Source organism: Denitraticella aggregata (assembly GCF_048158365.1).
Classification (GTDB): Bacteria; Pseudomonadota; Gammaproteobacteria; order Burkholderiales; family Rhodocyclaceae; genus Azoarcus_F.
Window position 1 is genome coordinate 18492 of sequence record NZ_JBLLNL010000009.1, and the last position, 24102, is coordinate 42593.

Consider the following 24102-nt stretch of genomic DNA (forward strand, 5'->3'; position numbering starts at 1 on the left):
GCTCAGCGCTCCTCGCCGATCGCGGGGCCGTCGGCCATGCCGGCCAGTACCTCGGCGGCATGAAAGCTGCGCACATTCGAACCCTTGCGCATCAGCTTGCCGGCCATGTTCATCAGGCATCCGAGATCGCCACCGAGCAGAACCTGCGCGCCACTGCGCTCGATGGCGTCCGCCTTCTCGGTCACCACGGCATTGGAGATGCTCGGGTACTTGACGCAGAAGGTGCCGCCGAAGCCACAGCACACGTCGTTGCCTTCGAGCGGTTTCAGCGTCAAGCCCGAGACCTTGCCCAGCAGGGCTCTCGGTTGTTCATAGACGCCGAGCTCTCTCAGACCGGCGCAGCTGTCGTGATAGGTCGCACTCGTGTCAAGCCTCACGTCGACAGGTGCGCAGTGCATCACGTCGACCAGGAAACTCATCAGCTCGTAGGTGCGCTCGCCGAGCCGGCGCGCTCGTTCGGCCCACGCGGGGTCGTCGGCCAGGGCCTCCGCATAATGCGCCCGCGTCATCCCGACGCACGACCCGGAGGGCGCGACCACATAGTCGTAGCCCTCGAAGGTCTCAATGAAATGACGCGCCAGCACGGCCGTGTCGGCGGTATCTCCGCTGTTGAAGGCAGGCTGCCCACAACAGGTCTGGGCCTCCGGAACCTCGACCCTGCACCCCGCGTCGCGCAGCAGCTTGAGGGTCGCGAAGCCGACGTTGGGGCGCATCGCATCGACCAGGCAGGTGACGAACAGCCCGACGCGGGGAGACGACGCAGGGCTTGAAGTACTTTGAGTCTGTGTCATGGCGGTCGATCCTTCGAAGTGGGCTCTCCAGGCTTCGGAGCGCGATCCATGTGCGTTGAAGCAGCATCCCGATCTGCCGGGAAACGAAGTTGCCGCTGCTCACTCGGCAAGCAGAGACACGATACTACTCCGAGTGTCGTCGTACGACCCAGGAAACTGTCGGGCGGGTACCCCCACCGTGGTCCGCGACCAGCCCTCGGGGGCGATGCCGTCGGCGCGCCGTGTATCGACCCCCGATCCCCGACCCCCGGTTGCCGGCGGATCAGTTGCGCGGATTGTTCGCAATCAGCATCTTGGCCTCGGCCTCGGCGACCTTCACGCCGTCCTGGTTGGTGCATACCCCGGTCAGGCTCACCATGCCGCCGTCGTGCCTGGGTTTGTCTTCCAGTTTGGTGACAGTCCACTCGATGCACAGCGTATCGCCGGCCCGGACCGGCGCCGTGAAGCGCGACGTGTGCTCGACGTATGCGATCGCGGTGCCGTGGAAGACCATGCCCAGTTGGGCGGCCATGAACGACGTCGTCAGGTAGCCATGTGCAATCCGGGTGCCGAAGCGACTCTTTTCGGCGAAACTCTGATTGACGTGCAGGGGGTTGAAGTCACCGAACAGGCCCGCCCCGAGCACGATATGAGTTTCGGTCAAGGTCATCGTGGTCGAGAAGACATCTTCTTTTTTCACCTCGTCATAACCGCGTCCTGGAAACATGTTTCTCTCCGATTGATGGGTTGATGGGAAGCGCCGATCAGGCAGGCCGGTGTGACATATTTCACACTTTCGGCAATGTGTGGGACTGGACGTATCGGAGTGTGCCACGAATGTCCGGGTGGATTGCTATCATCACGCATCGACCCATCGCGTTGAATCATGCCCATCACCATCGAAACCTGCGTAGCGCGTCACACCGGAGACCGCAAGGAGCAGCAGGACCGCGTCGCGATCTTTCCGCACCCGACGCGGCCGGGCATGATGATGGCCGTGCTTGCCGATGGCATGGGCGGCCACAGCGGCGGCTCGATGGCTGCCGAGCAGGTGTTGCTGAAGGCGAAACAGAATTTCGACGCGTTCAAGCCGGCCTCCGAGACGGCGCGCGACCTGCTCGGTAGCATCGTCACCGAGGCTCATATCGTCATCCGCCTGACCCGCTACACGACCGAGAAGGATCCGCACAGCACCGTCGTGGCACTGTTGCTGCAACCCGATCGGGTCGACTGGGTCCATTGCGGCGATTCACGCATCTACCATTTTCGGGGCGACACCGTGGTCAGCCGCAGCATCGATCATTCCGTGGTCGGCGAACTGCAGCGCCGCGGCAGGCTCGATTCGGCCGCGGCGATGACGCATCCGCAGCGCAACGTGCTGATGTCCTGTGTCGGCAGCGAGCGGGAACCGGACATGAGCTTCGGTGACGCTGCGCCATTGACGGCAGGAGACAGCTTTCTGCTGTGTTCGGACGGCCTGTGGTCGTGCGTGCCAGACGAGGAACTGGCGCGCACGGTCGCTTCGATGCCTGCACGCGACGCCGCGAGCGTGCTGATCAGGGAGGCTCGCGCGCATGCCGGCGTCAATGGAGACAACATCTCCCTGTCCATCATCAAGGTCGTGGCAGGCTGACGCCGTCAGCCGGAACGGGCGGTCGGCGCATTCATGCGGGCGTGCGAATCGGCGATGCGTGGCCGCACCCGTGCCGAAACAGATTTGCGATTACTGGCCGCATCAGTATTATCCGAAGTGCGGTGCCTGCATGCTTGGCGCAGGCGGTGGAGAGAAACAACAACAGATCGATAGCGATGAGCGAGCGGCCCGGCGGCGGCAGCGGAGCGTCGACTATCCGATCTGCGGCTCGATGGCCTGCCGTCGTCGAACGTCGAAACCGGTAAGTGGATCACCGGTTTCGGGCGATTCTACAAACACATCACTGAATGGGGAGGACAGTAATGCCTCTGTTGATAGGAGTGCCGGCGGAAACCATGGCAGGCGAACGACGCCTCGCCGTGGTTCCGGAGGTGGTCAAGAAATATATCGGCCTCGGAGCCGAGGTGTTGATCGAGGCCGGCGCGGGGGTGCCTGCGCATTACCGTGACGAGAGCTTCGCCGAGGTGCGTATCGGCGGCAGCGGCGCGGAAGTGTTTGCCGAAGCGGACGTGGTGCTGTGCGTGCAGCCGCCACCGTCGAAGCTGATCACGAAGATGAAGCCGGGGACCGTGCTGCTGGGCATGCTTCAGCCGTGGTTCGACGCGAAGCGCGTGAAGCAACTCGCCGACAAGCAGATCACCGCGTTCGCGCTCGAGTTGCTGCCGCGCATCTCGCGCGCGCAGAGCATGGACGCACTGAGTTCGCAGTCGGCGGTGGCCGGCTACGAATGCGCGCTGATCGCGGCCGATCACAGTCCCAAGTTCTTCCCGATGCTGACCTACGCGGCTGGCACCATCCGTCCGGCCAAGGTGCTGGTCATCGGCGCGGGCGTCGCGGGCCTGCAGGCGATCGCCACCGCGCGCCGCATCGGCGCGATGGTCGAGGCCTACGACGTGCGTCCCGAGGTGCGTGAGCAGATCGAGTCGCTCGGTGCAAAGTTCGTCGATACCGGCGTGGCCGCGGTCGGCGCGGGCGGTTACGCGCGCGAACTGACAGCCGAGGAGATCGCCACCCAGGCCGAGCGTCTGGGCAAAGCGGTGGCGCAGTGCGACGCGCTGATCACGACCGCCGCGATCCCGGGCAAGAAGGCCCCCAGGATCATTACTGCCGCCATGATCGCGCGCATGAAACCCGGGGCGGTCGTCGTCGACATGGCGGCCGAGACCGGGGGCAACGTCGAAGGCACGGTCGCGGGCGAGAAGACCTGGATCAACGACGTGTTGGTCATCGGCCCGACCCATATTGCCAGCCGCATGCCGGTGCACGCGTCCGAGATGTACGCCAAGAACCTGTTCAACTTCATCTCGCCGTTCATCAAGGACGGGGCGCTGAGCTTGAACTGGGACGACGAGGTGATGGCCGGGGCGTGTCTGACCCATGGCGGCGAGATCAAGCACGCCGGCGTCAAAGCCGCGCTCGGACTGTAAGCGGGAGGAAATCGACATGGAAGGTTTTACCGCACTGTATATCTTCATGCTGGCCGCGTTCACCGGTTACGAGGTGATCTCGCGCGTGCCGGTGATCCTGCACACGCCACTGATGTCGGGCTCGAACTTCGTGCATGGGGTGGTGCTGATCGGGGGCATGGTGACGCTCGGCAAGGCCGACCCCGACGACGGTCTGCAACTGCTGATCGGCTTCATCGCTGTGTTCCTGGGCGCGGCCAACGCGGCTGGTGGTTACGTGGTGACCGAACGGATGCTGGCGATGTTCAAGACGGGTGATCGGAAGCAAGGGGGCGCGAAATGACTTATAACTGGTTCGTAAGCGCGTCCTACTTCGCGGTCGCGGTGGTGTTCATTCTCGGGCTCAAGGCGATGAGTTCGCCGGTGACCGCGCGGCGGGGCATCGTGTGGGCGGGCGTCGCGATGATCGCGGCCACGGTCGTGACCTTCTTCATCCCGGAACTGAAGAACGTTGGGCTGATCGTGCTGGCGATCGTGCTCGGTGGCGGGGTCGCGTGGTACACGGGCAAGACGGTCAAGATGACCGATATGCCGCAGATGGTGGCGATCTACAACGGCATGGGCGGCGGCGCGGCGGCGGCAATCGCGGCGGTCGAACTGGTCAAGGGCGTGCCGCATGGCGCGGTCACCTCGACGCTGCTCGTGTTCGGGGCGATCATCGGATCGGTGGCCTTTTCCGGCTCCTGCGTGGCCTACGCGAAGCTGCAGGGACTGCTGACCAAAGCAATCAAGATCCCTCAGCAGAACACGGTCAATTTCTTTCTGACCATGCTCACCTTCGGTATCGGTCTGACGGTGGGCTACGCCGACAGTCCGAGCGGCTTCGAGATCTTCCTGTTCTTCGTGCTCGCGCTGGCGCTCGGGGCGGTGCTGGTGCTGCCGATCGGCGGGGCCGACATGCCGGTGGTGATCTCGCTGCTGAACGCCTTCACGGGCCTGGCGGTCGGCTTCAAGGGCTTCGTGCTCGGCAACCCGGCGCTGATCGTGGCCGGTATCGTCGTGGGCGCTTCGGGCATGCTGCTCACCCAGCTGATGGCCAAGGCGATGAATCGGCCGCTGAGAAACATCATCTTCAAGCCGATCACCGGCGAGGCGGCCGAGTCGAGTGGCGAGGTCGAGGGGACGATGCGCGAACTCGCGCCGCTCGACGCGGCCGCGGTGATGCGCTACGCGTCCAAGGTCGTGATCGTGCCGGGCTACGGGATGGCGGTGGCCGGCGCGCAGCACAAGGTGTGGGAGATGGCGCAGTTGCTCGAGGAAGGCGGGGTCGAGGTCGCGTTCGCGATCCACCCGGTCGCGGGCCGCATGCCGGGCCACATGAACGTGCTGCTGGCCGAAGCCGGGGTGCCGTACGACAAGATCTTCGACCTGGAGGAGATCAACGCGGACTTCGCGCAGACCGACGTGGCACTGGTGATCGGGGCGAACGACGTGGTCAATCCGGTTGCGCGCACCGACAAGTCGAGCCCGATCTACGGCATGCCGATTCTGAACGCGGACATGGCGCAGAACGTGATCGTGGTCAAGCGCGGCAAGGGTGCGGGTTACTCGGGGATCGAGAACGCACTCTTCTACAAGGACAACTGCCGCATGCTCTACGGCAGCGCCCAGCAGGTCGTGGCCGATGTCATCCAGCACGTGAAGGCGCTGGAAGCCTGATCGGGACTTCGCCCGGTCGAACGGCGCTCACGGGCAACCGGAGCGCCGTTCGCATTTTTGCAAAGGTGATGACATGCACCGCTGTCGGGACTTTCACCCGGACCGGCATGACCGGTAACATTCAGCCATGCGCTCGACGATCTGGTGAGAATGATGACGGTCCGTACACTGATGACGCTGTCGATAATGCTGTTCGCGCTGTCTGCGAGTGCGCAGCAAGGGGCAGATGCAGGCGTTGAAGCCATCGGCATCGGCCCAGATGCCTCGGAAACCGCTCGGATCATCGGACGCGGCGATTTTCGCGATACCAGCGCCAACCCTTTCGCTGCGCTGTCGCGCACCGTCCGGGACATGCAGCATCTCGCCTACGCGCTTCAGCTGCGCGATTACTGTGCCGATGATCGGGTATCGGACGAATTCGTCAGGGTGCAACTCGCGCGCTTCAGCCTGCTCACAGGCCGAGAAGAGACCTGCGCCAGCCTGAAGGACTATTGAACGCCGCGAACGGTCTCTACCGTGGTGCCCCTGAAAGCGCGAGGTTCCAATACGGATCGGCCTGCGCGTCGGCACGATTCCGCCTCGGTCAGCAGCGCGTGAAAGTCGGCGGCGCTCAACGGCGGGCCGTACAGCGGGCCCTGCTGCAGGTGGCAACCGAGGCTCGAGAGGCAGGCTTGCTGGGAGCTGTTCTTCACCCCGCGAGCGAGCACGTCCAGACCGAGCACATTCGCCATGCTCGCGATTGCTTCAATCACGGCCTTGCTCTGGTCGCATCGTCCAACGTCGGACACCAGGGCAGGGTCGAGCTTCAGCGCGCTCAGCGGGTAGCGCTTCAGCTTGAGAATGGAGGCGGGGCCACGACCGAAATCGTCGATCGCGAGCCTCACGCCAAGAGCATGGATCGCGGACAGCGTGCTCGGTACATGTGCCCTGTCCTCGCCCAGAATCCGTTCGTCGAGGTCCAGTTCGAGCCGTTGCGGGGTCAGTCCGGTGGCATCCAGTACGGCGCGAATCCTGTCGGCCAGCTTGCCGGACACCACCTGTTCGAGCGCGATGTTCACAGTCAGACCGGGCTGGAGGTCACCGCGCCGGGGCCAGGTCCGGGCATGCGCACATGCCCTGTCGAGTACCCAGTCGCCCATGCTTGCGAGCAGCCCGCCGCTTCGCGCCAGGTTCATGAAACGACTGAACGGGATCAGGCCGAGCGCGGGGTGATGCCAGCGCAGCAGGGCTTCGCCCGCCCGAATCAGACCGGTGCGCGCATCGACGAGCGGCTGGAAATGGACATCGAGCTGGTCCCGGTCGATGGCTCGGCTGGCCGCCTCGATGACCGCGGCCGGCAGCGGTTTGCGCCCGCCCAGCGTGGGGCTGTGTGGAATGTCGTGCATGATCACCACCGTGTCCGGAAGGCTCGGGAGCTTGACCGGATAGGCGAGCATGTCGGCCTCGAAATGCCTCCCGTCGCTGCGCCGGTAGCGCCATGTGCCGCTGCCCGGTGTCATCGGTGAGGTTTCGGAGTCGGTGCTCAGTTGCGGCATCCGGAGTTGGCACAGTCGTTCGCGCGGATACCCGTAGCCGCGCACCGCCGCGTCGTTCGCGGCCAGAATCCGCATGTCTGCGCTGTCACACAGAAAGGTCGGCAGCGGGCTGTCGGCGAAAGCGCGGTCGAAAGCCTCGCCGCCGTCCGACGCGTCGCCGCCGGATCCTTCCGTCGGACCGGTCGTCGGCGGGAGTACAAGCAGCTTCCATCCGGGTTTCGGGCCGGGCAGCACGCGCGCACTGAAGGCCGTCGCGAGGCCCGGGCGGCGCAGCGCTGCGACCTGGCGACCCTCGCGTTCCGGCCATTCGATGTCGAATACCGACGCGAGCGCACGACCGACGAAATCCTCCCGCGCGAGGCCTAGCGAACGCACGGCCGGTGCGTTCGCGGCGGTGATGACGCCGCCCCCGTCGATGACGATGACCGGTTGTTCGAGCACCGCGGCTAGCCTCGGCCACAGGCTGTCGCCGCGCTCCTCGGACGATGAATGCGCGTAGGTGTCGGCGATGACGTCCGGACTCAGGATCAGGGCATGGATGCCGGGCCGCAGGCGTGCCGCAGCGATGAAACGCAGGTTGCGGTGGCGCCCTGCGGGCAGCGCGACCTGGAGGCTGCCTCGCATCTCGCCCTGGATGAAGAGCCGGGCGCGGGCATCCAGAAATGCGCGTTCGGACGGAAACAGGCTGGCCAGCGGTTTGCCTGCGATGTCGCGATAATCACGTTCGAGCAGGCGGCAGGCAGCGCTGTTGGCTTCGAGAACCACCTCGTCGCCGGTGATGATCATCCCCTCGTCGAGCAGTTCGAGCAAGGCGAGATAGAGCCCGGCCTCGAGGCCTTCGGAGAAGTCTGCGATGAATGGCTCGGAGGAGGGCTTGCCTCCCCCGGCGCCCGGGGCGGTGTTCATTGTCGGGATCACGATTCCTGTGCTCGGCCAGACAGAGGGCTGAAGCTCAGAATACTTGAATGCGTGCGCCTGGTGATGCCGAATAAAGGGGTGAAGACCGCTCTATTTACGTCCAATGCCGCCCAGCAGCACGGCAATGGGCCGCTGTCCCTTGCGCAGGCTCGTAGTCGGCGCATCCTGCGCAGACGCACCGTCGCCCTGATCGCCGGAAAAGGCCGTTGCCGGCACCGCCGCTTCGTAGGGTTTGCGGAAATCGAAACCGTCCGGGGCGATCGTCGAACGCTGTTTTGGCCGACGCGGCGGGCTCCGGTCTGCGCTGCGCGGTGTGGCCGCAGCCGCCGCCGGTTTTTCACTCTTCTCACGGTCCGGTCGCTTCCTGCGCGAACCGCTCTCGTGGAAATCAGGTTCGGGTTCGAAGCCGGGTACGATTTCCTGCGGGATCTGGAGTTTCACCAGCTTTTCGATCTCGACCAGCCGATGTTTCTCTTCGGCGCAGACCAGTGACACTGCCTGGCCCTGCCGACCGGCCCGGCCGGTACGTCCGATCCGGTGGATGTAGTCCTCCGCCGTATGCGGCAACTCGAAGTTGATCACCCAGGGCAGATCGTCGATGTCCAGGCCGCGCGCGGCGACATCGGTGGCGACCAGCACGCGCAGGCGTCCCGACTTGAAGGCCTCCAGCGTCTCGGTGCGCTGGATCTGACTCTTGTCGCCGTGAATCGAGTCCGCGGCGATGCCATGGCGTTCGAGAAAATGCGCCAGGCGCCCGCACAACATCTTGGTGTCCACGAAGACCAGCGTCTGCGCGTCCGGGTGGTGGCGCAGCAGATGCGCCAGCAGGTTGCGCTTCAGGCCCGCCGAGACCGGGTGCACCGTGTGGCTGATCGTCTCGGACACCATGTTGCGTCGCGCGACCTCGATCAGCTGTGGATTCTTCAGCATCTGATCGGCGAGCTTCTTGATCTCTTCGGAGAAGGTCGCGGAGAAAAGCAGGCTCTGACGGGCCGCCGGCAGCAGGTCCAGGATGCGCCGGATGTCCGGGATGAAGCCCATGTCCAGCATCCGGTCCGCCTCGTCCAGCACCAGGACCTCGACCTGACCGAGCTGGATCGTCTTCTGCTGCACGTGATCGAGCAGGCGTCCCGGTGTTGCGACGACGATCTCGATCCCCTGACGCAACTGGTTGGTCTGGGCGCGCATGTCCACACCACCATAGATGCAGATCGAGCGCAGCGGCACGTACTTGCTATAGGTCTGAACCGACTCGTGGACCTGCACCGCCAGTTCGCGGGTCGGTGCAAGGATCAACGCGCGCACCGGATGCCGCGCCGGACTCGCCGACGTGTTCGCATGGCGCGCCAGTCGCTGGATCAGCGGCAGCGTGAAGCCGGCGGTCTTGCCGGTGCCGGTCTGCGCGCCGCCCATGACGTCGAGCCCTTGCAGGACGACCGGGATGGCTTGCTGCTGGATCGGGGTCGGGGTGGTGTAACCGGTTTCCGCAACCGCGCGTTGCAACTCGGGAATCAGCCCGAGATCGGCGAAGCTCATAGACGACTTTCTTGAGTGGAGGCAGCCGCTGCATGCCAGGCCGGAACGGTGTCGTCACGATGCGTGATCGACCCCTTCAGGGTTGGGCAAAAGTGCAAGCTCCGCGACCGCCCGAATGGGTTAAAAGCGGCATTATACACGCTTGGACATTTTCTTTACTTAACAGGTGCTTCCTGCATCGTAGCTGCGGGCGTGCCTATTGCTTCAGCGCAAGGTAGGCGGTGACCTCTTCCCGATCGTGATACAGGTGCTTGATGCGCAGCTCGTACGGCCCGACGCTGGCGAGCCGCTTGTGGATCAGCGTTCGGCATTGGGCGACCGCTTCCAGCCGTTTCTTCATCGGCAGCTTCAGGTTGAAGATCGATCGGCGGCAGCGCCCGCTGCCGACCCAGTCGGCCACCAGGGATGCGATCCGCGACGGTTGCTCCACCATGTCACAGACCATCCATTCGACGTTGCGCTGGGGGCGCCAGGTGAAACCGTCCGCGCGTACGTGCTCGACCATGTCGGTCGCCATCACCGACGGCGCGATGTTGCCATTGTCGACCGCCACGACATGCAGTCCGCGATGGGCGAGTTGCCAGGTCCATCCGCCTGGCGCGGCGCCCAGGTCGACCGCGCGCAAACCGGCACGCAGGGTGTGGGTGCGCTCCTCCTCGGTGAGCAGCGTGAAGATCGCCTCGGCCAGTTTCAGCGTCGATCGGCTGCCCGCCTCGCGCGGCATGCGCAGACGCGGCACGCCCATCGGCCACAGTGCGGCCTTGCCGGGTTCGCACGCGCACAGCCAGGCGGTCGACGCATCCGGAAAGATCACGTGCAGTTCGGCCAGGTTCCGGCTGCGGGCCGGCAGCAATCCGGCCCCGGCGAGCGCCTCCTCGAACGGCGGCGTGAAGCGCCGACAGAAGCCGGACTGCTGCTTCGCGTCGTCGGTATCGGGCGTCTCCAGCGTCACCGATACGAAGCGCTGTCCTCCGGATCGGGCCGCCTCGACCAGCGGCGTGGCGCGATCCCGGTCGGGCAGGCCATCCACCCGCGCGAACCAGGGCAGCAGCTGGCGCGCAAACACCAGGCTGCGCCAGTCGCAGCTCGCGGCCAGCTCGGTAAAGGGAACCGCTTCGTGGGTCTCGAAGGTCACGAAAGCCGTCCCCTCGCGGGCACGGACGAATCCGGTCAGACCGATTCGCGCAGCCAGTTCGTCCAGCTCGCCCGCGACCTCCTTCTCGAATCCTGCGCGGCATAGCGCAAGCAGCCCGTAGGCAATCGCGTTCTGGTCGGTGTTCTGTGGGTGCATTTGGGGGCTCGAAGACGGGGTGTCGTATCATTGGCGTGACGCATGCAACGGCCGATGATAAGCCCCGAAGTCCACCGGGCAAAGCCGGTCGCTCGATCAACACGGACTGAGGAGAACGGGAATGGACTATCGGCGACTGGGTGAAAGCGAACTCGAGGTGTCCGGCATCTGCCTGGGAACGATGACCTTCGGCCAGCAGAACACCGCAGCCGATGCGCATGCCCAGCTCGACCGTGCGATGGATGCGGGCATCAACTTCATCGACACGGCCGAGATGTACGCGGTACCGTCCCGGGCGGAAACCTATGGTCGGTCCGAGAGCATCGTCGGTGACTGGCTGGCGACGCAACCCCGGGACCGGATCGTGCTCGCGACCAAGGTGGCGGGGCCTTCACGGTCCCTGACGTGGATTCGCGGAGGCCCGCTGGCGCTCGATGACGGCAACATCCGTGCGGCGCTGGAAGGCAGCCTCGAGCGCCTGCGCACCGACTATGTGGACCTGTACCAGCTGCACTGGCCGGAGCGCAATCAGCCGATGTTCGGCACGGTCGCTTACGACCCGGGCAAGGAGCGCGAGTGCACGTCGATACGGGAGCAGCTGGAGGCACTCGCGATGCTCGTCGAGCAGGGCAAGGTCCGCTACGTCGGTCTGTCGAACGAGCACCCGTGGGGAGTGATGGAGTTCGTGCGACTGGCCCGGGAATACGACCTGCCGAAGGTCGTTTCGGTCCAGAACGCATACAACCTGCTCAACAGGGTGTTCGAATATGGTATGACCGAGCTGTGCCATCGCGAACGCGTGGGTCTGCTCGCATACTCTCCGCTGGCCTTCGGACACCTGACCGGCAAGTATCTTGCGGATCCGGCCGCTCCGGGCCGTCTGAACGCGTTCGACAACTTCGGTCAGCGCTACACCAAGCCCAATGTACAGCCAGCGGTCGAGGCCTATGCGGACCTTGCCAAGCGCCATGGCCTTTCGCTGACCGCCATGGCGCTGGCCTATGTGTATCGGCGCTGGTTCGTCGGCACCACGATCATTGGCGCGACGACGATGGATCAGCTCGACGAGAATCTGGCGGCCTGGGACGTGGAGCTGTCCGATGAGGTGGTGGCCGACATTGAGGCGCTACACCTGCGCTTCACCAATCCGGCTCCGTGATTCACCAGTCAGCGATCGGGCGCGGGACCGACGTCTGCCGGCGGTTCGACGAGCTCGATGGCGGCGGGCAGGTCGATCGGCGGACGTGCCCTGGGCATGATGTCGCCCGGTTGCGGAATCCGGGACGGCACGACCTCCATGTCGTTCATCAGCATGTAGTCGTTCATGTCCCGCCAGCCGTCGAAGATCGCGGCTTTGGAAGCGGCCTGATTGAGCAGGTAGCAGTCTTCGAGCGACCGGCCCGCATGGCGGCAGGCGCTGCCGATCGCGCGGCCTTCGGCTTCCTTGGCCGCCGCCTCTTTCTTCGGGTCAGGTACGTCGAGCAGCTCGTACAGGAGCTCGCAGCCGGTCAGCAGCGGGAAGAGCAACGCGAGCAGCAGATGTCTTGCAGGCATGGTGTCGGAAAGGCCGATGCGGTGATATGTGCTTGTTATCGACCGCGGCGGTCGAATCTTGATGCCGGATTTGCAAACGATGGGCTGCATCCATGATCTCACAGGCTGAGGATTGGCCGTATGCGCGCGTGTTCGCACACCGCTGCGGCGGGACGCTGGCACCCGAGAACACGCTGAGCGGACTTGCGGTGGCGCACCGCCATCGCTGCGGGGTCGAATTCGACGCGATGCTGAGCGCCGATTCGACGCCGTTCCTGATTCACGACGAAACGCTCGAACGCACCACCGACGGGCGGGGCGCGATGGCCGAAACCCGGGATGAGGCCTTGCAGCGGCTGGATGCCGGAGGCTGGTTTGGCGCGTCCTTCGCCGGCGAACCGCTGCCCACGCTGGTGGAGACGGGGCGGCGCTGCATCGAACTGGGGCTGGACGTGAACATCGAGATCAAGCCGTCAGCCGGTGCCGACGAATCCACCGCGCTTGTCGTGAGCCGGCTTGCGTCGGAGCTGTGGTGGGGCTACCCACTGCCCCCATTGCTTTCGTCGTTTTCCGAGCGCGCGCTCGAAGTGGCCGCACGGACGGCCCCGGGACTGCCGCGAGGCCTGCTGCTCACAACCATCCCCCCCGACTGGGAAGCACGCTGCAGCCGCCTGGGCGTGCGTGCCCTGCACGCGCAGGCGGAAAGGCTGGATCAGGCGCAAGCGAGGGCGGTGAAGGCGGCCGGCCTGTGGCTGGTCGTCTACACCGAGAACGACCCGCAAGCGGCGCACCGGCTGTTCGAATGGGGGGTCGATTGTGTCATCACCGATCGGCCCGACCTGATTTGTTGACTGGGACCGTGCCGCCCCATACCATCCGCTCTTTTGCCAGCGAGCATCGAGCCTTGTCGACCCAGCAGCTATTCGGACCGATCGTCGCAGACATGCAGGCGGTCGACGCCGTCATTCGTCAGCGCCTGCATTCCGATGTGGTGCTGATCCGTCAGGTTGCCGAATACATCATCAACAGTGGCGGCAAGCGCCTTCGCCCCGCGCTGGTGCTGTTCTCGGCCAACGCGATGGGCTATCGGGGCACGGATCACCATGAACTGGCCGCGGTGGTCGAGTTCATCCACACCGCCACGCTGCTGCACGACGACGTGGTCGATGAATCCGAACTGCGGCGCGGCAACCAGACCGCCAACGCGCTGTTCGGCAATGCCGCGTCGGTGCTGGTGGGCGACTTCCTGTATTCGCGGGCGTTCCAGATGATGGTCGGCGTGGACGACATGCGCGTCATGCAGGTGCTCGCGGATGCGACCAACGTCATCGCCGAGGGCGAGGTGTTGCAGTTGCTGAACTGCCATGATGCCGATGTCGACATCGACGGCTACCTGCGCGTGATCCGCTACAAGACCGCAAAGCTGTTCGAGGCCGCGGCCCGGCTCGGCGCTATCCTCGGTCGGTCGGATCTGGCCACCGAAGAACGCCTGGCCCGTTTCGGCATGCATCTGGGCACCGCGTTCCAGATCATCGACGACGTGCTGGACTACTCGTCCGAGGAAGCCGCCACCGGCAAGCACCTCGGCGACGACCTCGCCGAGGGCAAGCCGACGCTGCCGCTGATCTTCGCGATGCAAGAGGGTAGCCCGGCGCAAGCGGTCGAGGTTCGTCAGGCCATCGAAAACGGCGGTCGCGATGCCTTCGCCCGCGTGCTGGACATCATCCGCGACACCGGCGCACTCGGTCTCGCGCGCGAGCGCGCCGATCAGGAAGCGCGACTTGCGATCGCCGAAATGGACGCAATTCCATCTTCCATTTTCAAGGATGCGCTGCTAAAATTATGCCTCTTTGCGGTCGAGCGAGATCATTGACGACTGCAGGAATCCAAGCAAGGCCGTCGGGGAATAGCTCAGCCTGGTAGAGCACTGCGTTCGGGACGCAGGGGCCGGAGGTTCGAATCCTCTTTCCCCGACCACAATTAGACTTCCAGATCAATGTCGTTCGGACTGAGTTGCGGGTCCGCATGGCGCGTCTGGTTTGCCGTACGATGGAGCGAAACCCCAAGGGTTTCGCTCCATTTTTGCTTCAAGAAACGGAGCATGCTTCCGCACCCGTCGCGAAAGTTTTTTGGCGCATGCCTTCGCCTCGCGCCTGAACGGTACTCCACAGTACGGAGTATTCAGCGTGACATGAGTGTTGACTCTTGGACTGACTGGTCCATAATCGACTCATGCAAACCGGACGCCCCATAGAATTTGATCCAGAGCTCGTGCTCGATGCGGCGATGGCGGTATTCTGGCAGCACGGATTCGAGGCAACCTCGCTCGCCGATCTCCTGGCTGCGATGAACCTTTCGAAGAGCAGTTTCTACAACGCTTTCGGAAGCAAGCATGCATTGTTCGAATGCTGCCTTGCGCGTTTCAGGTCGCGTCAGGTCGGGCGGATGCGTCATGGCCTGTCATCGGCGCCATCGCCAATGGCGTTCGTGCGCGGATTATTGCTCTCGGCTGCGGCGGAGGCACGCGAACCGACGCCGCCGCGCGGCTGCCTGATCATGAATACGGCGACCGAGCTGTCAGGGCGTGACCCCTCGGTGGCCGCTTTGGTGGCGAATGCGGCTCAGGACTTCGCTGGCATGTTCCGCCTTGCCGTCGAGCAGGCGCAGGAGCAGGGCGAGATTCCCCGTGAGCGCGATCCGGCCGTGCTCGCAGGCTATTTGCTTACGGTCATGGCGGGTATCCGGACGATGGTCAAGGCCGGGCGCGATGCGGACGAGATCGAGCAGATCGCTGAAGTCGCGATCCGCGCGCTGCACTAATTTTTTTACCACTTATGGACCGTTGGGTCCGTTTGTGTGATTCGTAGCAGCAGGGGCAGCAACGCTTCTCGATGTGACTGCCTCTGCGTTTTGCGAATCATCGAAGTCCCACGTTTTTCAACCCAAGGAGTCACTCATGCTTGCCGAATATCAGCTCACTCTTCCCCCCGTCACCCTGGACAACGCCGAAGGCCCAGCCAAGGAGGTTCTGCAGAAGGCCCTCAAGCAGGTCGGATTCATCCCCAACATGTACGGCAACATGGCGAATTCGCCGGGCGTGCTCAACACTTATCTGGACGGATATGCGGCGTTCCGCGAGGACTCCGGTTTCTCCTCGGTGGAGCAGGAAGTCGTTTTCCTGGTGATCTCGTATGAAAATGGCTGCGAATACTGTGTCAGTGCGCACAGCTTCCTCGCCGACGCGAAGTCCGGCGTTCCCACGGAGGTCACCGATGCGATCCGTGAAGGACGTAAAATCGCCGACACCAAGCTCGCGGCGCTGGCCGAGTTCACTGCCGTCGTCGTCAATGCTCGCGGGCTACCTAATCGCGAGCAGGTCGACGCCTTCCTGTCGGCCGGTTACAGCGAGCGTCACATCCTCGAGATCGTGCTCGCGATCGCCGTCAAGACGCTCAGCAACTACACCAACCATCTTTTCCATACCTCGCTCGACCCGGTCTTCGAGGGTCGTCGCTGGGCCGACAAGCGGGGCTGATCGGCGCAGGCCCGGCCGGGATGGTCCCGTGCCGGGTCCGTCGGAACGTATCTCCTACACATGGAGCAGTCGATTATGGCGACAGTGAGCTATCTGGCTGAAGCGGACGTGACCGACGTCGTGCGCGACGTCTATGATGACATCCGCAAGACCTTGGGACTGCCCTTTGTCCCGAACCTGTTCAAGGTGATGGCGCACAACCCGGCCTATCTGCAGGCGAGCTGGCAGCGCGTCAAGGCGATCATGGGGCCCGGGCTGCTCGACCGCAAAACCAAGGAAATGATCGCCGTCGCCGTGTCGGCGGCAAACGGCTGCGACTACTGCGTCAGCGGGCATACGGCGGCGCTACGCGCGCTCGGGTGCAGTGATGCCGAACTCGTCGAGTTGATGGCGGTGGTCGATCTCTTCAGCGGATTCAACAAGATGGCCGAGGGCCTGCAGATCGAGCGCGACCCCGGCCGCTGAACATGGCCACAACGATGTGAGGAGAACTCGGACGGTCAATCCGGAACTGTACGACATAGATGCCTGCGTCTTCGACGCCTGCGGCACCTTGTTTGACTTCAGCGGTGCAGGCTGCGAGCGCCAAACTCGACTTCACCGACTGACCGTCCTTCTTCGGGCGGGTGTGGGCATGGACTGCCGACCCAATCCGTGCGGGAGGGTGACATGAAACAATCTCGCCGTCGTTCGCCGCTGACGCTGCTATTGATCCCGCTGGTCCTGCGCACCGTTGCCCTCCCGATTCGCTGCAACTGAGAACTGAGAAGCATCAGGGCGGATATTGATATTTCATCCCGGGTTTTACAATCCAAGACGCAGCCGATAGTCTTCACAATGTAAAGACAATCTATGCATGGCGGTGCCCGATGGCACGACACAAGATTGCCAACAACGGCGTGGCCGAAGTCTCCGAAGACCACTCCGCTGCCGCGCTTGAAGTGCTGCGCTATGAACTCGAAACCTTCGTCTGTGATAGCCAGTACGAGAGGGGTATCGAGACCATCCTGGAAACCTTTCTGCGAAACCTCGGCACCAAGTCCGAGCAGCCCGGCGTGTGGATTTCAGGCTTCTACGGTTCCGGCAAGTCGCATCTGGCCAAGATGCTGCGCGCATTGTGGAGGGAAAACATCCTGCGCACCATCGATGCCACCGGCACCGTCGCCCAACTGCGCAGCCAGTTGCGCGTGGTCCATGAGGCGGCACTGGAAACCGCCGAGCGTCCGCTGGGCCATGTGGTCTCGGGTGACTTCCTCTACGACCAGATTTCCGCCAACCTGGTCTCCACTGCCCAGTTGTCGCGTGAAGTCTTCGAAAGCGTACAAAAGTTCGCTGCCGGCGATGAGTCTTCACAGCTCAAGGCCCAGCTGCTCAAGCTCATCTATCTCATCAACAAGCTCCCCCCAGAGAAGGCGCTCGCCATCGGCCTCAAGCCGACGGAGGACGTGCTCGCCGACCTGTTGGTCACCGACCTCAAGCGTGGCTCGGCCGAACTGCGCAAGCTCATCCCCGGTCTCCTCGAAGAACTGCAAGAGAAAGACCACCTTGTGATGGCGCTCGACGGCCCGAGTGGCGCCGAGTACCACCTGCAGACCCGCGAATCCAGCGCCTGGTACGAGGAGTTCCGCGCCCAGGAGTCCCAGCTCAAAGCCTCGCCGCAAAACATCGAAGTCAAGCGCGCGGATTACTTCAAGGCCCGTTTCCGCTCGGTGTTGAGCAAGGTGCGCGCGGTGCAAGGTGCAGCGCCTGAAGTGCGCGCGCTCACCCCGTGCTTCGACGAAACGCTGCCCAAGGACAACGACCACGCCCTCTACCTCTGGATTCAGGACGGTTGGCAGACCGACGAAAAATCGGTCATTGCCGAAGCCCGCACCCGCAGCGCCGACAACGCCACGCTGTTCGCCTTCCTGCCGGCACAGAGCAAGACCGACCTGGCCAACGCCATCGTGACCCTGGAAGCCGCCAAAGCCACGCTGAACCGCAAGGGCACCCCGGCCACCGAGGAAGGGCGCAATGCGCAGCGCTCCATGGAAAGCCGCCAGCGCAATGCCGAGAAAGAAATCGAAACCATCGTCGGCAAGCTCTTCGATGGCGTGCGGGTATTCCAGGCCGGCGGGCAAGAGGTCACGCAAGGCAACGACCTCGCTGAGCGACTCAACGCGGGTGTCAAGTCATCGGTCATCCGGCTCTATCGCGAGTTCGACATCGCTGACCAGAAAGGCTGGGACAAGGTGCTGGACGAAGCCCGCAAGGGCAACGCCGAGGCCATGCGCGCCATCAACCACCTGCAGGAGCCCAAGTCCCACCCTGTTTGCCAGAAGATTGTCGGCTTCCTGGGCGCGGGCAAGAAAGGCGCCGACATCCGCGACAACTTCGAGTCACCCCCTTACGGTTGGCCGCGTGACACCATCGACGGCGCGCTCTACATCCTGCTCGCCACCGGCGAACTCAAGGCGCGTGACCTCGCACACAAAGCGGTCGACGCCAAATCGCTGGAGCGCAGCAAGCTCACCCAGGCCTTCTTCGAGCCGGAATCGGTCAACATCACCCCCATCCAGAAAATCAAGATTCGCGGGCTGTTCCAGAATCTGGGCGTTGGATGCCAACCCGGCGAGGAGCTGGCCAAGGCACCGACCTTCATTGCCAAGCTCAAGAGCCTGGCCGCAACGGCCGGCGGCCCCGCGCCCCAGCCCGAACCGCCCAACGCCCCAGCCATTGCCACCTTGGAACAAGCGAGCGGCAATGGACTGTTACTGGAGCTTGTTTCCAAGGCTGATGAACTCACCGCGTTGGCCAAGCAATGGGAGCAGACCGCACAGCTCATTGCGAAGCGCTTGCCTCTCTGGAACCAACTCGACGACCTGCTGAATTACGCCAAGTCACTTGGTCCCTATGCCGACCTGAAGGCAGAGGTCGCGGCCATCTCCGCCCAGCGCAGCCTGTTGGCCGAGCCAGACCCCGTGCGCCCGGTGCTGGAGCGGGCTACCGACACCTTGCGCAAGGCGCTGACTGCCAAGCTCGACGCCTATCGTACCGAACATGAAGCACAGATGGCGCAACTGGAGGCTGACAGCAACTGGCAAAAGCTCAACAACGAAAAGCACGCCGAGCTGATTCGCGCTCACCATATACACTCGCCAACCACGCTCGACCTCTCGACCGCCGAGAAGCTCTCGGATGCGCTGGATGCGTGCGACCTGCAGCGCTGGATTGAACGCACTCAGGCGCTCACCACCCGCTTCGCTGCGGTGCGCATGGATGCGGCCAAGCTCCTCAAGCCCAACGTGGTTCAGGTCAAGCGGCCGCAACGCACGCTCAACGACGCTGAAGAGGTCAAAGCCTGGCTGGTGGAGGTAGAGCAACTCCTGCTCACCCAGGTGGTAAAAGGGCCGCTGACCTTCTAAACTTGTATATCTGGTATATACATTAAGGAGTGAATCATGCTCACCCGCATCTTCAAGAGTGGCAACTCGCTGGCCGTGCGCATTCCCAAAGAGCTGGCCTTTCTCGACCCGGCCGCCGAGGTCGAAATTGAGCGCGTGGGCAACACCCTGGTGTTGCGCCCGGTCGAGCGCGAAACCCTGGCGGACGTGCCGGCGATTTTTGCGTCGTTTCCAAAAAGTTTCATGGCAGAAGGACGGGAGTTTCACGAGCAAAAGGAGCGCGACTGGAGCGGCATCTTTGGTCGTAACGCACCGGAGGAGCCGCAGTCCAACGAGGCAACCGCATCACCTGAGAAGGACTGATGGGCATGCGCTACATGCTCGACACCAACATCTGCATTCACCTGATGCAAAACCATCCACCTCAGGTCATCGCGCGGTTTCAGCAGGTCAGCGTGGGTGAGGTGGTGATGTCGGTGGTCACGCACGCCGAACTGAGTCATGGCGTCGAGCGCTGCACGGGTGCTGACCATGCGCAAGCTGCCACCAGCCTGCGCCAGCTCATTCGGCTGGTACCGGTACTGCCGCTCGATACCGATGCATCGGCCCAGTATGGTGTGCTGGCTGCTGTCCGCGACCGCCGCCGCGACGCCCTCGACCGCCTCATCGCCGCCCACGCCATCGCCGCCGGCGCGGTGCTGGTCACCAACAACGAAGACGACTTCCGCGACTACCCTGGCCTGCAGCTGGAAAACTGGGTCGCGGCCTGATTGCGCCCATCGCTTACGACATCAATGTTCTGCATGACCCACGCTCCCCTCGCCAAGCCGCTGCGCACCCAGCTTGAAAACACCGTCAAGGCCGCCCGCGACATCGCCGAGACCGCGCCGCCCGTGCCGCCCTTCAGCAGCTCGCGGTGGGTGAGGGCAGGGTGCCGGATTATCTCAACGACGCCCAGCGCATCCTGCGCCGCCGTCTGCGTGCCCTCGGCCGCAGCCTGGGCGACAGTTTTCTCCCCTCTCCCAATGGGAGAGGGGCTGGGGGTGAGGGGCAAACCATCCAACGGCTGGTGTGGGAGGTAGCCTACGAGCATTGGCACCGCATGCTGTTCGCCCGCTTCCTCGCCGAAAACGGCCTGCTGCTGTGGGAGCCGGGCGCGGCGGTGTCGCTGCAGGACTGCCGCGAGATGGTCGACCACCACCCCGAGATGGCGATGGGCGCGCGCAGCGAATGGGAACTGGCGGGCAAGCTCGCCGCGCGCATGCTGCCGCAGGTGTTCAAGCCGCAGCATCCGGTGTTCGAGCTGGTGTTTGCGCCCGAGCATCAGCCGCAGTCCTTGGGACAAAGCCCGCCGGGGTGACATCGTCTCCATTTTTCTGCGAGAGGGCGATGCCGAGGCCATGTGGGATGTATTCAAAGGGGGAAAGGTCGATATCGGTCTTTGGGAGCCAGTGGCCGATGCGCGGGGCAAGACGCACCACGAGGAGGCGATAGTGCTCTACAAACGTCTGGTCCCGCATCGAGTCGAGGGCGGCTCACGCGGTTCCCACTACGACGAGGCCTTTGCCATCGTCGAAAAAATTCGCGCACTGCGCGCGGCACACAAGCAGTTGGCCATGTTCGGCGATGAACTGGCGGAAATCCGGCTGGAGTGGAAGCGCAAGCGGAACTTCATGAAACTGCTGGATGCGCTGTGACGCCGGAACTGCTGGAGTTGCTCGTGACCCGGGAGATGCCCTTCGGAAAATACAAGGGTCGTCTCATTGCAGACCTGCCCGGGCATTACCTGGCTTGGTTCGCACGTGAAGGGTTTCCAAACGGGCAGCTTGGCCAGTTGTTGGCGCTCATGTATGAGCTGGACCACAACAACTTACGTGCTTTGGTCGAACCGCTTCGAAAGCGGTCTGGATAAGCAAAGGCCCGCTGCCTTGGTGGTGGCGGGCAGACAGGAAAGAGGAAGGTCGAATGTCACGAAAATCCGAAGTTAAAGCCTACACCCTTCGCGTCGAGCTTCAGGATGTCGAGCCGCTTGTCTGGCGCCGACTGCTCGTCGATGGCGATACGACGCTGGTTAAGCTGCACCACTACATCCAAGCTGCGATGGGCTGGACGGACGCGCATCTGCATGAGTTCGAGATTGGTGGCAAGACCTATGCAACGCCGCATCCGGAAGATGACCCGGAGCGAGACATCTTCGATGAGCGCAGAGTGAGGCTGGACCGCGTAGCGAGCACCGGGGACCACTTCTCCTACCTTTACGATTTCGGTGATAGCTGGCGGCATCGTGTTGTGGTCGAGCGCGTTGAGTCTCTTGAGGGTGACCAGCGAGGCTACGCCTATGTGTCGGCTGGCGAGAGAGCCTGTCCGCCTGAGGATGTTGGTGGCGCAGGGGCTTACATGGACTTCATGGAGCAGATTTCACAGCGGCCGCTCGATGATGAAGGTCGCCGGCTGCTGCAATGGGCTGGCGAGGATTTTGACGCGGCGCGGTTCGACCGACATGCCGCCAATGCAGCCTTGCTGCGGATGGCCTGGAATCGTTGGGTGTGACGTCAGTCGTACGTGACTCAATCGGGACCATTATGAGCATGGTCACTCCTGCTGATGGTTTTTGGGGGCGAAACGATCAAGCAGGGAGATGTTCGAGAGGGTGGCCTTTTTGTTCTCAACGGGCTCTTTAAGGAACCCGGGTGATCGGCGGCCTAATCTTCGTCAGCCGCACTCATCAATTCGATGCGCCGGATGAAGAGCCGGAACGTACCGGCCTGGCGGTCGGCGATCATCAAACCCACCTGCCGGATTCGTGCAGGGTCGAGCGGCGGCGCATCCGGCACCGGGCGCCCGCGCCAGCTCGGTGCGAAAGCGGCCAGTGGCAGCCTGACCTGCGCCCATTCGCCAGCCGGTGGCGAGAATCCGATCTGATAATTCACGCCGTCGAAAGTGTCGTCGGTGCGCAGGTTGAGCTTGTAGCGTCGTCCGTCGCCGCACACCTCGATCGAGCAGACCGTTGCCCCGGGCAGGCCGAGCGCCAGCGGTCGGCAGCGTACCGACGCGAAGCCGCCGCCATTGGCGAGCGACACCAAGCCCTCGAAGCTGGCATGCCCGTCCCCGCAGCCATGAAGCGCGCTGCGGGACACGCCGCCCATTACGACGTCATCGACAGCCGACCAGTCGGCCAGCGAGCCGGGGACGGAGAAATCGAAGAGCAGCTTGCGCGTGGATGATGTGTCTGGCCTCATCGCAATATTATCGCGCAGTGCGAGCCTTCACCGAAGCCTTGCCTCGACCGGACGAGCCTTCACCGAAGCCTTGCCTCGACCGGAGTCAGGCCTGTTCCGCTCGCTCGTCAGGTCCATCCTGAAAACCGTCGTCCAACCGCTGTTCCGACGATCGCTTTTGGCGGTCTCACCGAGGATTTCTCCATGCGGCGCTGGAATCCATCGCGGCCGCATGGCACATTAAGCCTCTTACATTTGGACATTGCGGGTGCTCACGTGTTCTACGGCATCACCGATCTCGCGACCTTCATCCTGGGCACGATCTTCATCGTGTTGTTGCCAGGGCCAAACTCGCTTTACGTGATGTCGGCCGCTGCGCGCTGGGGGACCGGTGCGGGCTATCGCGGTGCCTGTGGCGTATTCGCCGGTGATTTCATCCTGATGGTGCTGGCCGCGACAGGCACCGCGTCGCTGCTGCGCACGACACCGGAGCTGTTCATGGTGGTCAAGTATGCCGGGGCCGTCTATCTTGCCTGGGTCGGCATCGGCTTGATGCGCTCGGCCCTTGCCAACTGGTCGGGGCGGCGTACGCCGGAACCCGATGGATCGGCGGTGGCGCAATCGATCTGCGGTACACCGAAGACGTTTCGCACCGCGTTGCTGATCAGTCTGATGAACCCGAAGGCGATCCTGTTCTTCGTGTCCTTCTTCATCCAGTTCGTCGATCCGGGCTATGCATACCCGGGCCTGTCCTTCCTGATCCTGGGGGGCATCGTGCAGATCTGCAGCCTGCTGTACCTGTCATTGCTGATCTTCGCGGGTGCATACATGGCCGGTCAGTTCCGTCGTCGGCGCCGCCTCGCGGCGACTGCGACCGGCGGGATCGGCGGGTTGTTCATCGCCTTCGGGGTGAAACTGGCGACCGCGACCTTGTCCTGATCGTTGCAGTCGCGTCCTGCAGTGCTCGATCTGCAGGTCGACAAAAAAAATAGCCCGGCAGAGCCGGGCCATCTTTTACATCAGGCGATCGGACAATCAGTCGATCGGCTGGATGTTAGCTGCCTGTTTGCCTTTCGGGCCGGTGGTCACGTCGAAGCTGACTTTCTGGTTCTCGGCCAGGGACTTGAAACCGTTGCCCTGAATCGCGGAGAAGTGAGCGAACAGATCGTCGCCACCGTCAGCCGGGGTGATGAAACCGAAGCCTTTAGCGTCGTTGAACCACTTAACAGTACCTTGTGCCATTTGATGCATCCTTGCAATGATAATTAAATGGGCATCTGCCCGGAATGACGAGAATCAAGGCTTGGAGCTATCGAACCATGGCGCCACTACATGAGGCACTGCGAAAAGCTGACGTACTTTGAAAACCCGCTCGGCGCAGTATGAGGCCGCAGCCCCGTCAGCACAAGCGTTTCCGACTCTTTTATTCAAGTTTGCGCTGCAATCGGTCTTCCTGGACGAGCGATGCTCCGTGTCGCGCCCCGATGGGCGGGCTGCGGTGAATACCCGGCCCTAGCTGCCTGCCCGCCGCAGCCTCGCGGTGTGCTCGCGGACGCCGCTTAAGTTTTCCTTAAGCAATGGGGTGAAGAATCGTGTCCTGAGAT

The 24102-nt window shown here is 63.4% G+C and carries 27 protein-coding genes and 1 tRNA gene; 20 read left to right on the forward strand and 8 right to left on the reverse strand.

The genetic code is table 11. The features are described 5' to 3' along the window. Window positions 1-2: 2 nt before the first annotated feature. Both ACKVEX_RS11795 and ACKVEX_RS11800 read right to left on the reverse strand, forming a co-directional pair. Window positions 3-791, reverse strand: coding sequence for a (Fe-S)-binding protein (locus ACKVEX_RS11795; RefSeq protein ID WP_473215932.1), 789 nt, complete (start codon window positions 789-791; stop codon window positions 3-5). Between the two features lie 262 nt (window positions 792-1053). Continuing rightward, window positions 1054-1497: a MaoC family dehydratase gene (locus ACKVEX_RS11800; RefSeq protein ID WP_473215933.1), complete on the reverse strand. Its 444-nt coding sequence runs from the start codon at window positions 1495-1497 to the stop codon at window positions 1054-1056. A gap of 159 nt (window positions 1498-1656) precedes the next feature. Between ACKVEX_RS11800 and ACKVEX_RS11805 the strand changes: the two genes are divergently transcribed. The 5 genes from ACKVEX_RS11805 (at window position 1657) to ACKVEX_RS11825 (ending at window position 6044) form a co-directional block, all read left to right on the forward strand. Then, the gene (locus ACKVEX_RS11805) at window positions 1657-2403 is read left to right on the forward strand and encodes a PP2C family protein-serine/threonine phosphatase (RefSeq protein ID WP_473215934.1); all 747 of its coding nucleotides are present in this window, start codon (window positions 1657-1659) and stop codon (window positions 2401-2403) included. Between the two features lie 323 nt (window positions 2404-2726). After that, on the forward strand, window positions 2727-3851 hold the full coding sequence (locus ACKVEX_RS11810; protein ID WP_473215935.1) for an NAD(P) transhydrogenase subunit alpha: 1125 nt from the start codon (window positions 2727-2729) through the stop codon (window positions 3849-3851). A 16-nt stretch (window positions 3852-3867) separates the two neighbouring features. Next, the gene (locus tag ACKVEX_RS11815; RefSeq protein WP_473215936.1) at window positions 3868-4173 is read left to right on the forward strand and encodes an NAD(P) transhydrogenase subunit alpha part 2; all 306 of its coding nucleotides are present in this window, start codon (window positions 3868-3870) and stop codon (window positions 4171-4173) included. Further along, complete coding sequence (locus ACKVEX_RS11820; RefSeq protein WP_473215937.1) at window positions 4170-5549, forward strand: NAD(P)(+) transhydrogenase (Re/Si-specific) subunit beta; 1380 nt, start codon at window positions 4170-4172, stop codon at window positions 5547-5549. Before ACKVEX_RS11815 ends, ACKVEX_RS11820 begins: the two co-directional genes overlap by 4 nt. Before the next feature lie 186 nt (window positions 5550-5735). After that, window positions 5736-6044, forward strand: a complete 309-nt coding sequence (locus ACKVEX_RS11825) for a hypothetical protein (RefSeq protein ID WP_473215938.1) — start codon at window positions 5736-5738, stop codon at window positions 6042-6044. Here the strand turns inward: ACKVEX_RS11825 and ACKVEX_RS11830 are convergent. The 3 genes from ACKVEX_RS11830 to rlmM all read right to left on the reverse strand — a co-directional run bounded on the left by ACKVEX_RS11830 (window position 6038) and on the right by rlmM (window position 10829). Beyond that, entirely contained in the window at window positions 6038-7990 is a 1953-nt protein-coding gene (locus ACKVEX_RS11830; protein ID WP_473215939.1) for an EAL domain-containing protein, read from the reverse strand. The genes ACKVEX_RS11825 and ACKVEX_RS11830 overlap by 7 nt on opposite strands. Before the next feature lie 102 nt (window positions 7991-8092). Further along, a complete protein-coding gene (locus ACKVEX_RS11835) occupies window positions 8093-9538 on the reverse strand; it encodes a DEAD/DEAH box helicase (protein WP_473215940.1) in 1446 nt (481 codons plus the stop codon). Window positions 9539-9734: 196 nt separating this feature from the next. Further along, window positions 9735-10829, reverse strand: a complete 1095-nt coding sequence (gene rlmM, locus ACKVEX_RS11840; RefSeq protein ID WP_473215941.1) for a 23S rRNA (cytidine(2498)-2'-O)-methyltransferase RlmM — start codon at window positions 10827-10829, stop codon at window positions 9735-9737. A 121-nt stretch (window positions 10830-10950) separates the two neighbouring features. On the opposite strand from rlmM, the gene ACKVEX_RS11845 reads away from it, so the two are divergent. After that, window positions 10951-11988 carry an aldo/keto reductase gene (locus tag ACKVEX_RS11845; RefSeq protein WP_473215942.1) on the forward strand — a complete coding sequence of 346 codons (1038 nt, stop codon included), beginning with the start codon at window positions 10951-10953 and terminating at the stop codon, window positions 11986-11988. A gap of 8 nt (window positions 11989-11996) precedes the next feature. On the opposite strand, the gene ACKVEX_RS11850 is transcribed toward ACKVEX_RS11845, so the two are convergent. Further along, window positions 11997-12383, reverse strand: a complete 387-nt coding sequence (locus tag ACKVEX_RS11850) for a hypothetical protein (RefSeq protein ID WP_473215943.1) — start codon at window positions 12381-12383, stop codon at window positions 11997-11999. A 92-nt stretch (window positions 12384-12475) separates the two neighbouring features. Here ACKVEX_RS11850 and ugpQ point away from each other — a divergent pair, with 92 nt between their 5' ends. From ugpQ to ACKVEX_RS11915, 13 genes are all read left to right on the forward strand, one after another. Then, complete coding sequence (gene ugpQ / locus ACKVEX_RS11855; protein ID WP_473215944.1) at window positions 12476-13213, forward strand: glycerophosphodiester phosphodiesterase; 738 nt, start codon at window positions 12476-12478, stop codon at window positions 13211-13213. Window positions 13214-13266: 53 nt separating this feature from the next. Next, window positions 13267-14235 (forward strand): polyprenyl synthetase family protein, encoded by a 969-nt coding sequence (locus ACKVEX_RS11860; protein ID WP_473215945.1) that lies wholly within the window; start codon window positions 13267-13269, stop codon window positions 14233-14235. Between the two features lie 27 nt (window positions 14236-14262). Next, window positions 14263-14339: transfer RNA gene (locus ACKVEX_RS11865), tRNA-Pro, on the forward strand. 294 nt (window positions 14340-14633) lie between these two features. Next, window positions 14634-15182, forward strand: a complete 549-nt coding sequence (locus tag ACKVEX_RS11870; protein WP_473215946.1) for a TetR/AcrR family transcriptional regulator — start codon at window positions 14634-14636, stop codon at window positions 15180-15182. 136 nt (window positions 15183-15318) lie between these two features. Further along, window positions 15319-15897: a carboxymuconolactone decarboxylase family protein gene (locus ACKVEX_RS11875; RefSeq protein WP_473215947.1), complete on the forward strand. Its 579-nt coding sequence runs from the start codon at window positions 15319-15321 to the stop codon at window positions 15895-15897. 108 nt (window positions 15898-16005) lie between these two features. Further along, a complete protein-coding gene (locus ACKVEX_RS11880; RefSeq protein WP_473215948.1) occupies window positions 16006-16362 on the forward strand; it encodes a carboxymuconolactone decarboxylase family protein in 357 nt (118 codons plus the stop codon). A 404-nt stretch (window positions 16363-16766) separates the two neighbouring features. Next, on the forward strand, window positions 16767-19301 hold the full coding sequence (brxC, locus tag ACKVEX_RS11885; RefSeq protein ID WP_473215949.1) for a BREX system P-loop protein BrxC: 2535 nt from the start codon (window positions 16767-16769) through the stop codon (window positions 19299-19301). 36 nt (window positions 19302-19337) lie between these two features. Then, window positions 19338-19643, forward strand: coding sequence for an antitoxin (locus ACKVEX_RS11890; protein ID WP_473215950.1), 306 nt, complete (start codon window positions 19338-19340; stop codon window positions 19641-19643). Window positions 19644-19648: 5 nt separating this feature from the next. After that, window positions 19649-20050, forward strand: a complete 402-nt coding sequence (locus ACKVEX_RS11895; RefSeq protein WP_473215951.1) for a PIN domain-containing protein — start codon at window positions 19649-19651, stop codon at window positions 20048-20050. A 146-nt stretch (window positions 20051-20196) separates the two neighbouring features. Then, window positions 20197-20640 (forward strand): hypothetical protein, encoded by a 444-nt coding sequence (locus tag ACKVEX_RS11900; RefSeq protein ID WP_473215952.1) that lies wholly within the window; start codon window positions 20197-20199, stop codon window positions 20638-20640. Continuing rightward, window positions 20591-20977, forward strand: coding sequence for a hypothetical protein (locus ACKVEX_RS11905; protein WP_473215953.1), 387 nt, complete (start codon window positions 20591-20593; stop codon window positions 20975-20977). The genes ACKVEX_RS11900 and ACKVEX_RS11905 overlap by 50 nt, the downstream gene beginning before the upstream one ends. Then, window positions 20974-21192, forward strand: coding sequence for a DUF3820 family protein (locus tag ACKVEX_RS11910; protein ID WP_287366384.1), 219 nt, complete (start codon window positions 20974-20976; stop codon window positions 21190-21192). The genes ACKVEX_RS11905 and ACKVEX_RS11910 overlap by 4 nt, the downstream gene beginning before the upstream one ends. Before the next feature lie 53 nt (window positions 21193-21245). Continuing rightward, window positions 21246-21830 carry a plasmid pRiA4b ORF-3 family protein gene (locus ACKVEX_RS11915; protein ID WP_473215954.1) on the forward strand — a complete coding sequence of 195 codons (585 nt, stop codon included), beginning with the start codon at window positions 21246-21248 and terminating at the stop codon, window positions 21828-21830. Between the two features lie 152 nt (window positions 21831-21982). On the opposite strand, the gene ACKVEX_RS11920 is transcribed toward ACKVEX_RS11915, so the two are convergent. Beyond that, entirely contained in the window at window positions 21983-22519 is a 537-nt protein-coding gene (locus ACKVEX_RS11920; RefSeq protein ID WP_473215955.1) for a CIA30 family protein, read from the reverse strand. A gap of 255 nt (window positions 22520-22774) precedes the next feature. Between ACKVEX_RS11920 and leuE the strand changes: the two genes are divergently transcribed. Next, window positions 22775-23437, forward strand: a complete 663-nt coding sequence (gene leuE / locus ACKVEX_RS11925) for a leucine efflux protein LeuE (protein WP_473215956.1) — start codon at window positions 22775-22777, stop codon at window positions 23435-23437. A 96-nt stretch (window positions 23438-23533) separates the two neighbouring features. Here the strand turns inward: leuE and ACKVEX_RS11930 are convergent, their stop codons facing one another. Further along, entirely contained in the window at window positions 23534-23740 is a 207-nt protein-coding gene (locus tag ACKVEX_RS11930) for a cold-shock protein (protein ID WP_473215957.1), read from the reverse strand. Window positions 23741-24102 lie beyond the last annotated feature (362 nt).

What these genes read in the sequence shown, in the direction of transcription:
- ACKVEX_RS11795 (WP_473215932.1), bottom strand. Translation starts at nt 791, where the DNA reads ATGACACAGACTCAAAGTACTTCAAGCCCTGCGTCGTCTCCCCGCGTC.
- ACKVEX_RS11800 (WP_473215933.1), bottom strand. Translation starts at nt 1,497, where the DNA reads ATGTTTCCAGGACGCGGTTATGACGAGGTGAAAAAAGAAGATGTCTTC.
- ACKVEX_RS11805 (WP_473215934.1), top strand. Translation starts at nt 1,657, where the DNA reads ATGCCCATCACCATCGAAACCTGCGTAGCGCGTCACACCGGAGACCGC.
- ACKVEX_RS11810 (WP_473215935.1), top strand. Translation starts at nt 2,727, where the DNA reads ATGCCTCTGTTGATAGGAGTGCCGGCGGAAACCATGGCAGGCGAACGA.
- ACKVEX_RS11815 (WP_473215936.1), top strand. Translation starts at nt 3,868, where the DNA reads ATGGAAGGTTTTACCGCACTGTATATCTTCATGCTGGCCGCGTTCACC.
- ACKVEX_RS11820 (WP_473215937.1), top strand. Translation starts at nt 4,170, where the DNA reads ATGACTTATAACTGGTTCGTAAGCGCGTCCTACTTCGCGGTCGCGGTG.
- ACKVEX_RS11825 (WP_473215938.1), top strand. Translation starts at nt 5,736, where the DNA reads ATGCTGTTCGCGCTGTCTGCGAGTGCGCAGCAAGGGGCAGATGCAGGC.
- ACKVEX_RS11830 (WP_473215939.1), bottom strand. Translation starts at nt 7,990, where the DNA reads ATGAACACCGCCCCGGGCGCCGGGGGAGGCAAGCCCTCCTCCGAGCCA.
- ACKVEX_RS11835 (WP_473215940.1), bottom strand. Translation starts at nt 9,538, where the DNA reads ATGAGCTTCGCCGATCTCGGGCTGATTCCCGAGTTGCAACGCGCGGTT.
- rlmM (WP_473215941.1), bottom strand. Translation starts at nt 10,829, where the DNA reads ATGCACCCACAGAACACCGACCAGAACGCGATTGCCTACGGGCTGCTT.
- ACKVEX_RS11845 (WP_473215942.1), top strand. Translation starts at nt 10,951, where the DNA reads ATGGACTATCGGCGACTGGGTGAAAGCGAACTCGAGGTGTCCGGCATC.
- ACKVEX_RS11850 (WP_473215943.1), bottom strand. Translation starts at nt 12,383, where the DNA reads ATGCCTGCAAGACATCTGCTGCTCGCGTTGCTCTTCCCGCTGCTGACC.
- ugpQ (WP_473215944.1), top strand. Translation starts at nt 12,476, where the DNA reads ATGATCTCACAGGCTGAGGATTGGCCGTATGCGCGCGTGTTCGCACAC.
- ACKVEX_RS11875 (WP_473215947.1), top strand. Translation starts at nt 15,319, where the DNA reads ATGCTTGCCGAATATCAGCTCACTCTTCCCCCCGTCACCCTGGACAAC.
- brxC (WP_473215949.1), top strand. Translation starts at nt 16,767, where the DNA reads ATGGCACGACACAAGATTGCCAACAACGGCGTGGCCGAAGTCTCCGAA.
- ACKVEX_RS11890 (WP_473215950.1), top strand. Translation starts at nt 19,338, where the DNA reads ATGCTCACCCGCATCTTCAAGAGTGGCAACTCGCTGGCCGTGCGCATT.
- ACKVEX_RS11895 (WP_473215951.1), top strand. Translation starts at nt 19,649, where the DNA reads ATGCGCTACATGCTCGACACCAACATCTGCATTCACCTGATGCAAAAC.
- ACKVEX_RS11915 (WP_473215954.1), top strand. Translation starts at nt 21,246, where the DNA reads ATGTCACGAAAATCCGAAGTTAAAGCCTACACCCTTCGCGTCGAGCTT.
- ACKVEX_RS11920 (WP_473215955.1), bottom strand. Translation starts at nt 22,519, where the DNA reads ATGAGGCCAGACACATCATCCACGCGCAAGCTGCTCTTCGATTTCTCC.
- ACKVEX_RS11930 (WP_473215957.1), bottom strand. Translation starts at nt 23,740, where the DNA reads ATGGCACAAGGTACTGTTAAGTGGTTCAACGACGCTAAAGGCTTCGGT.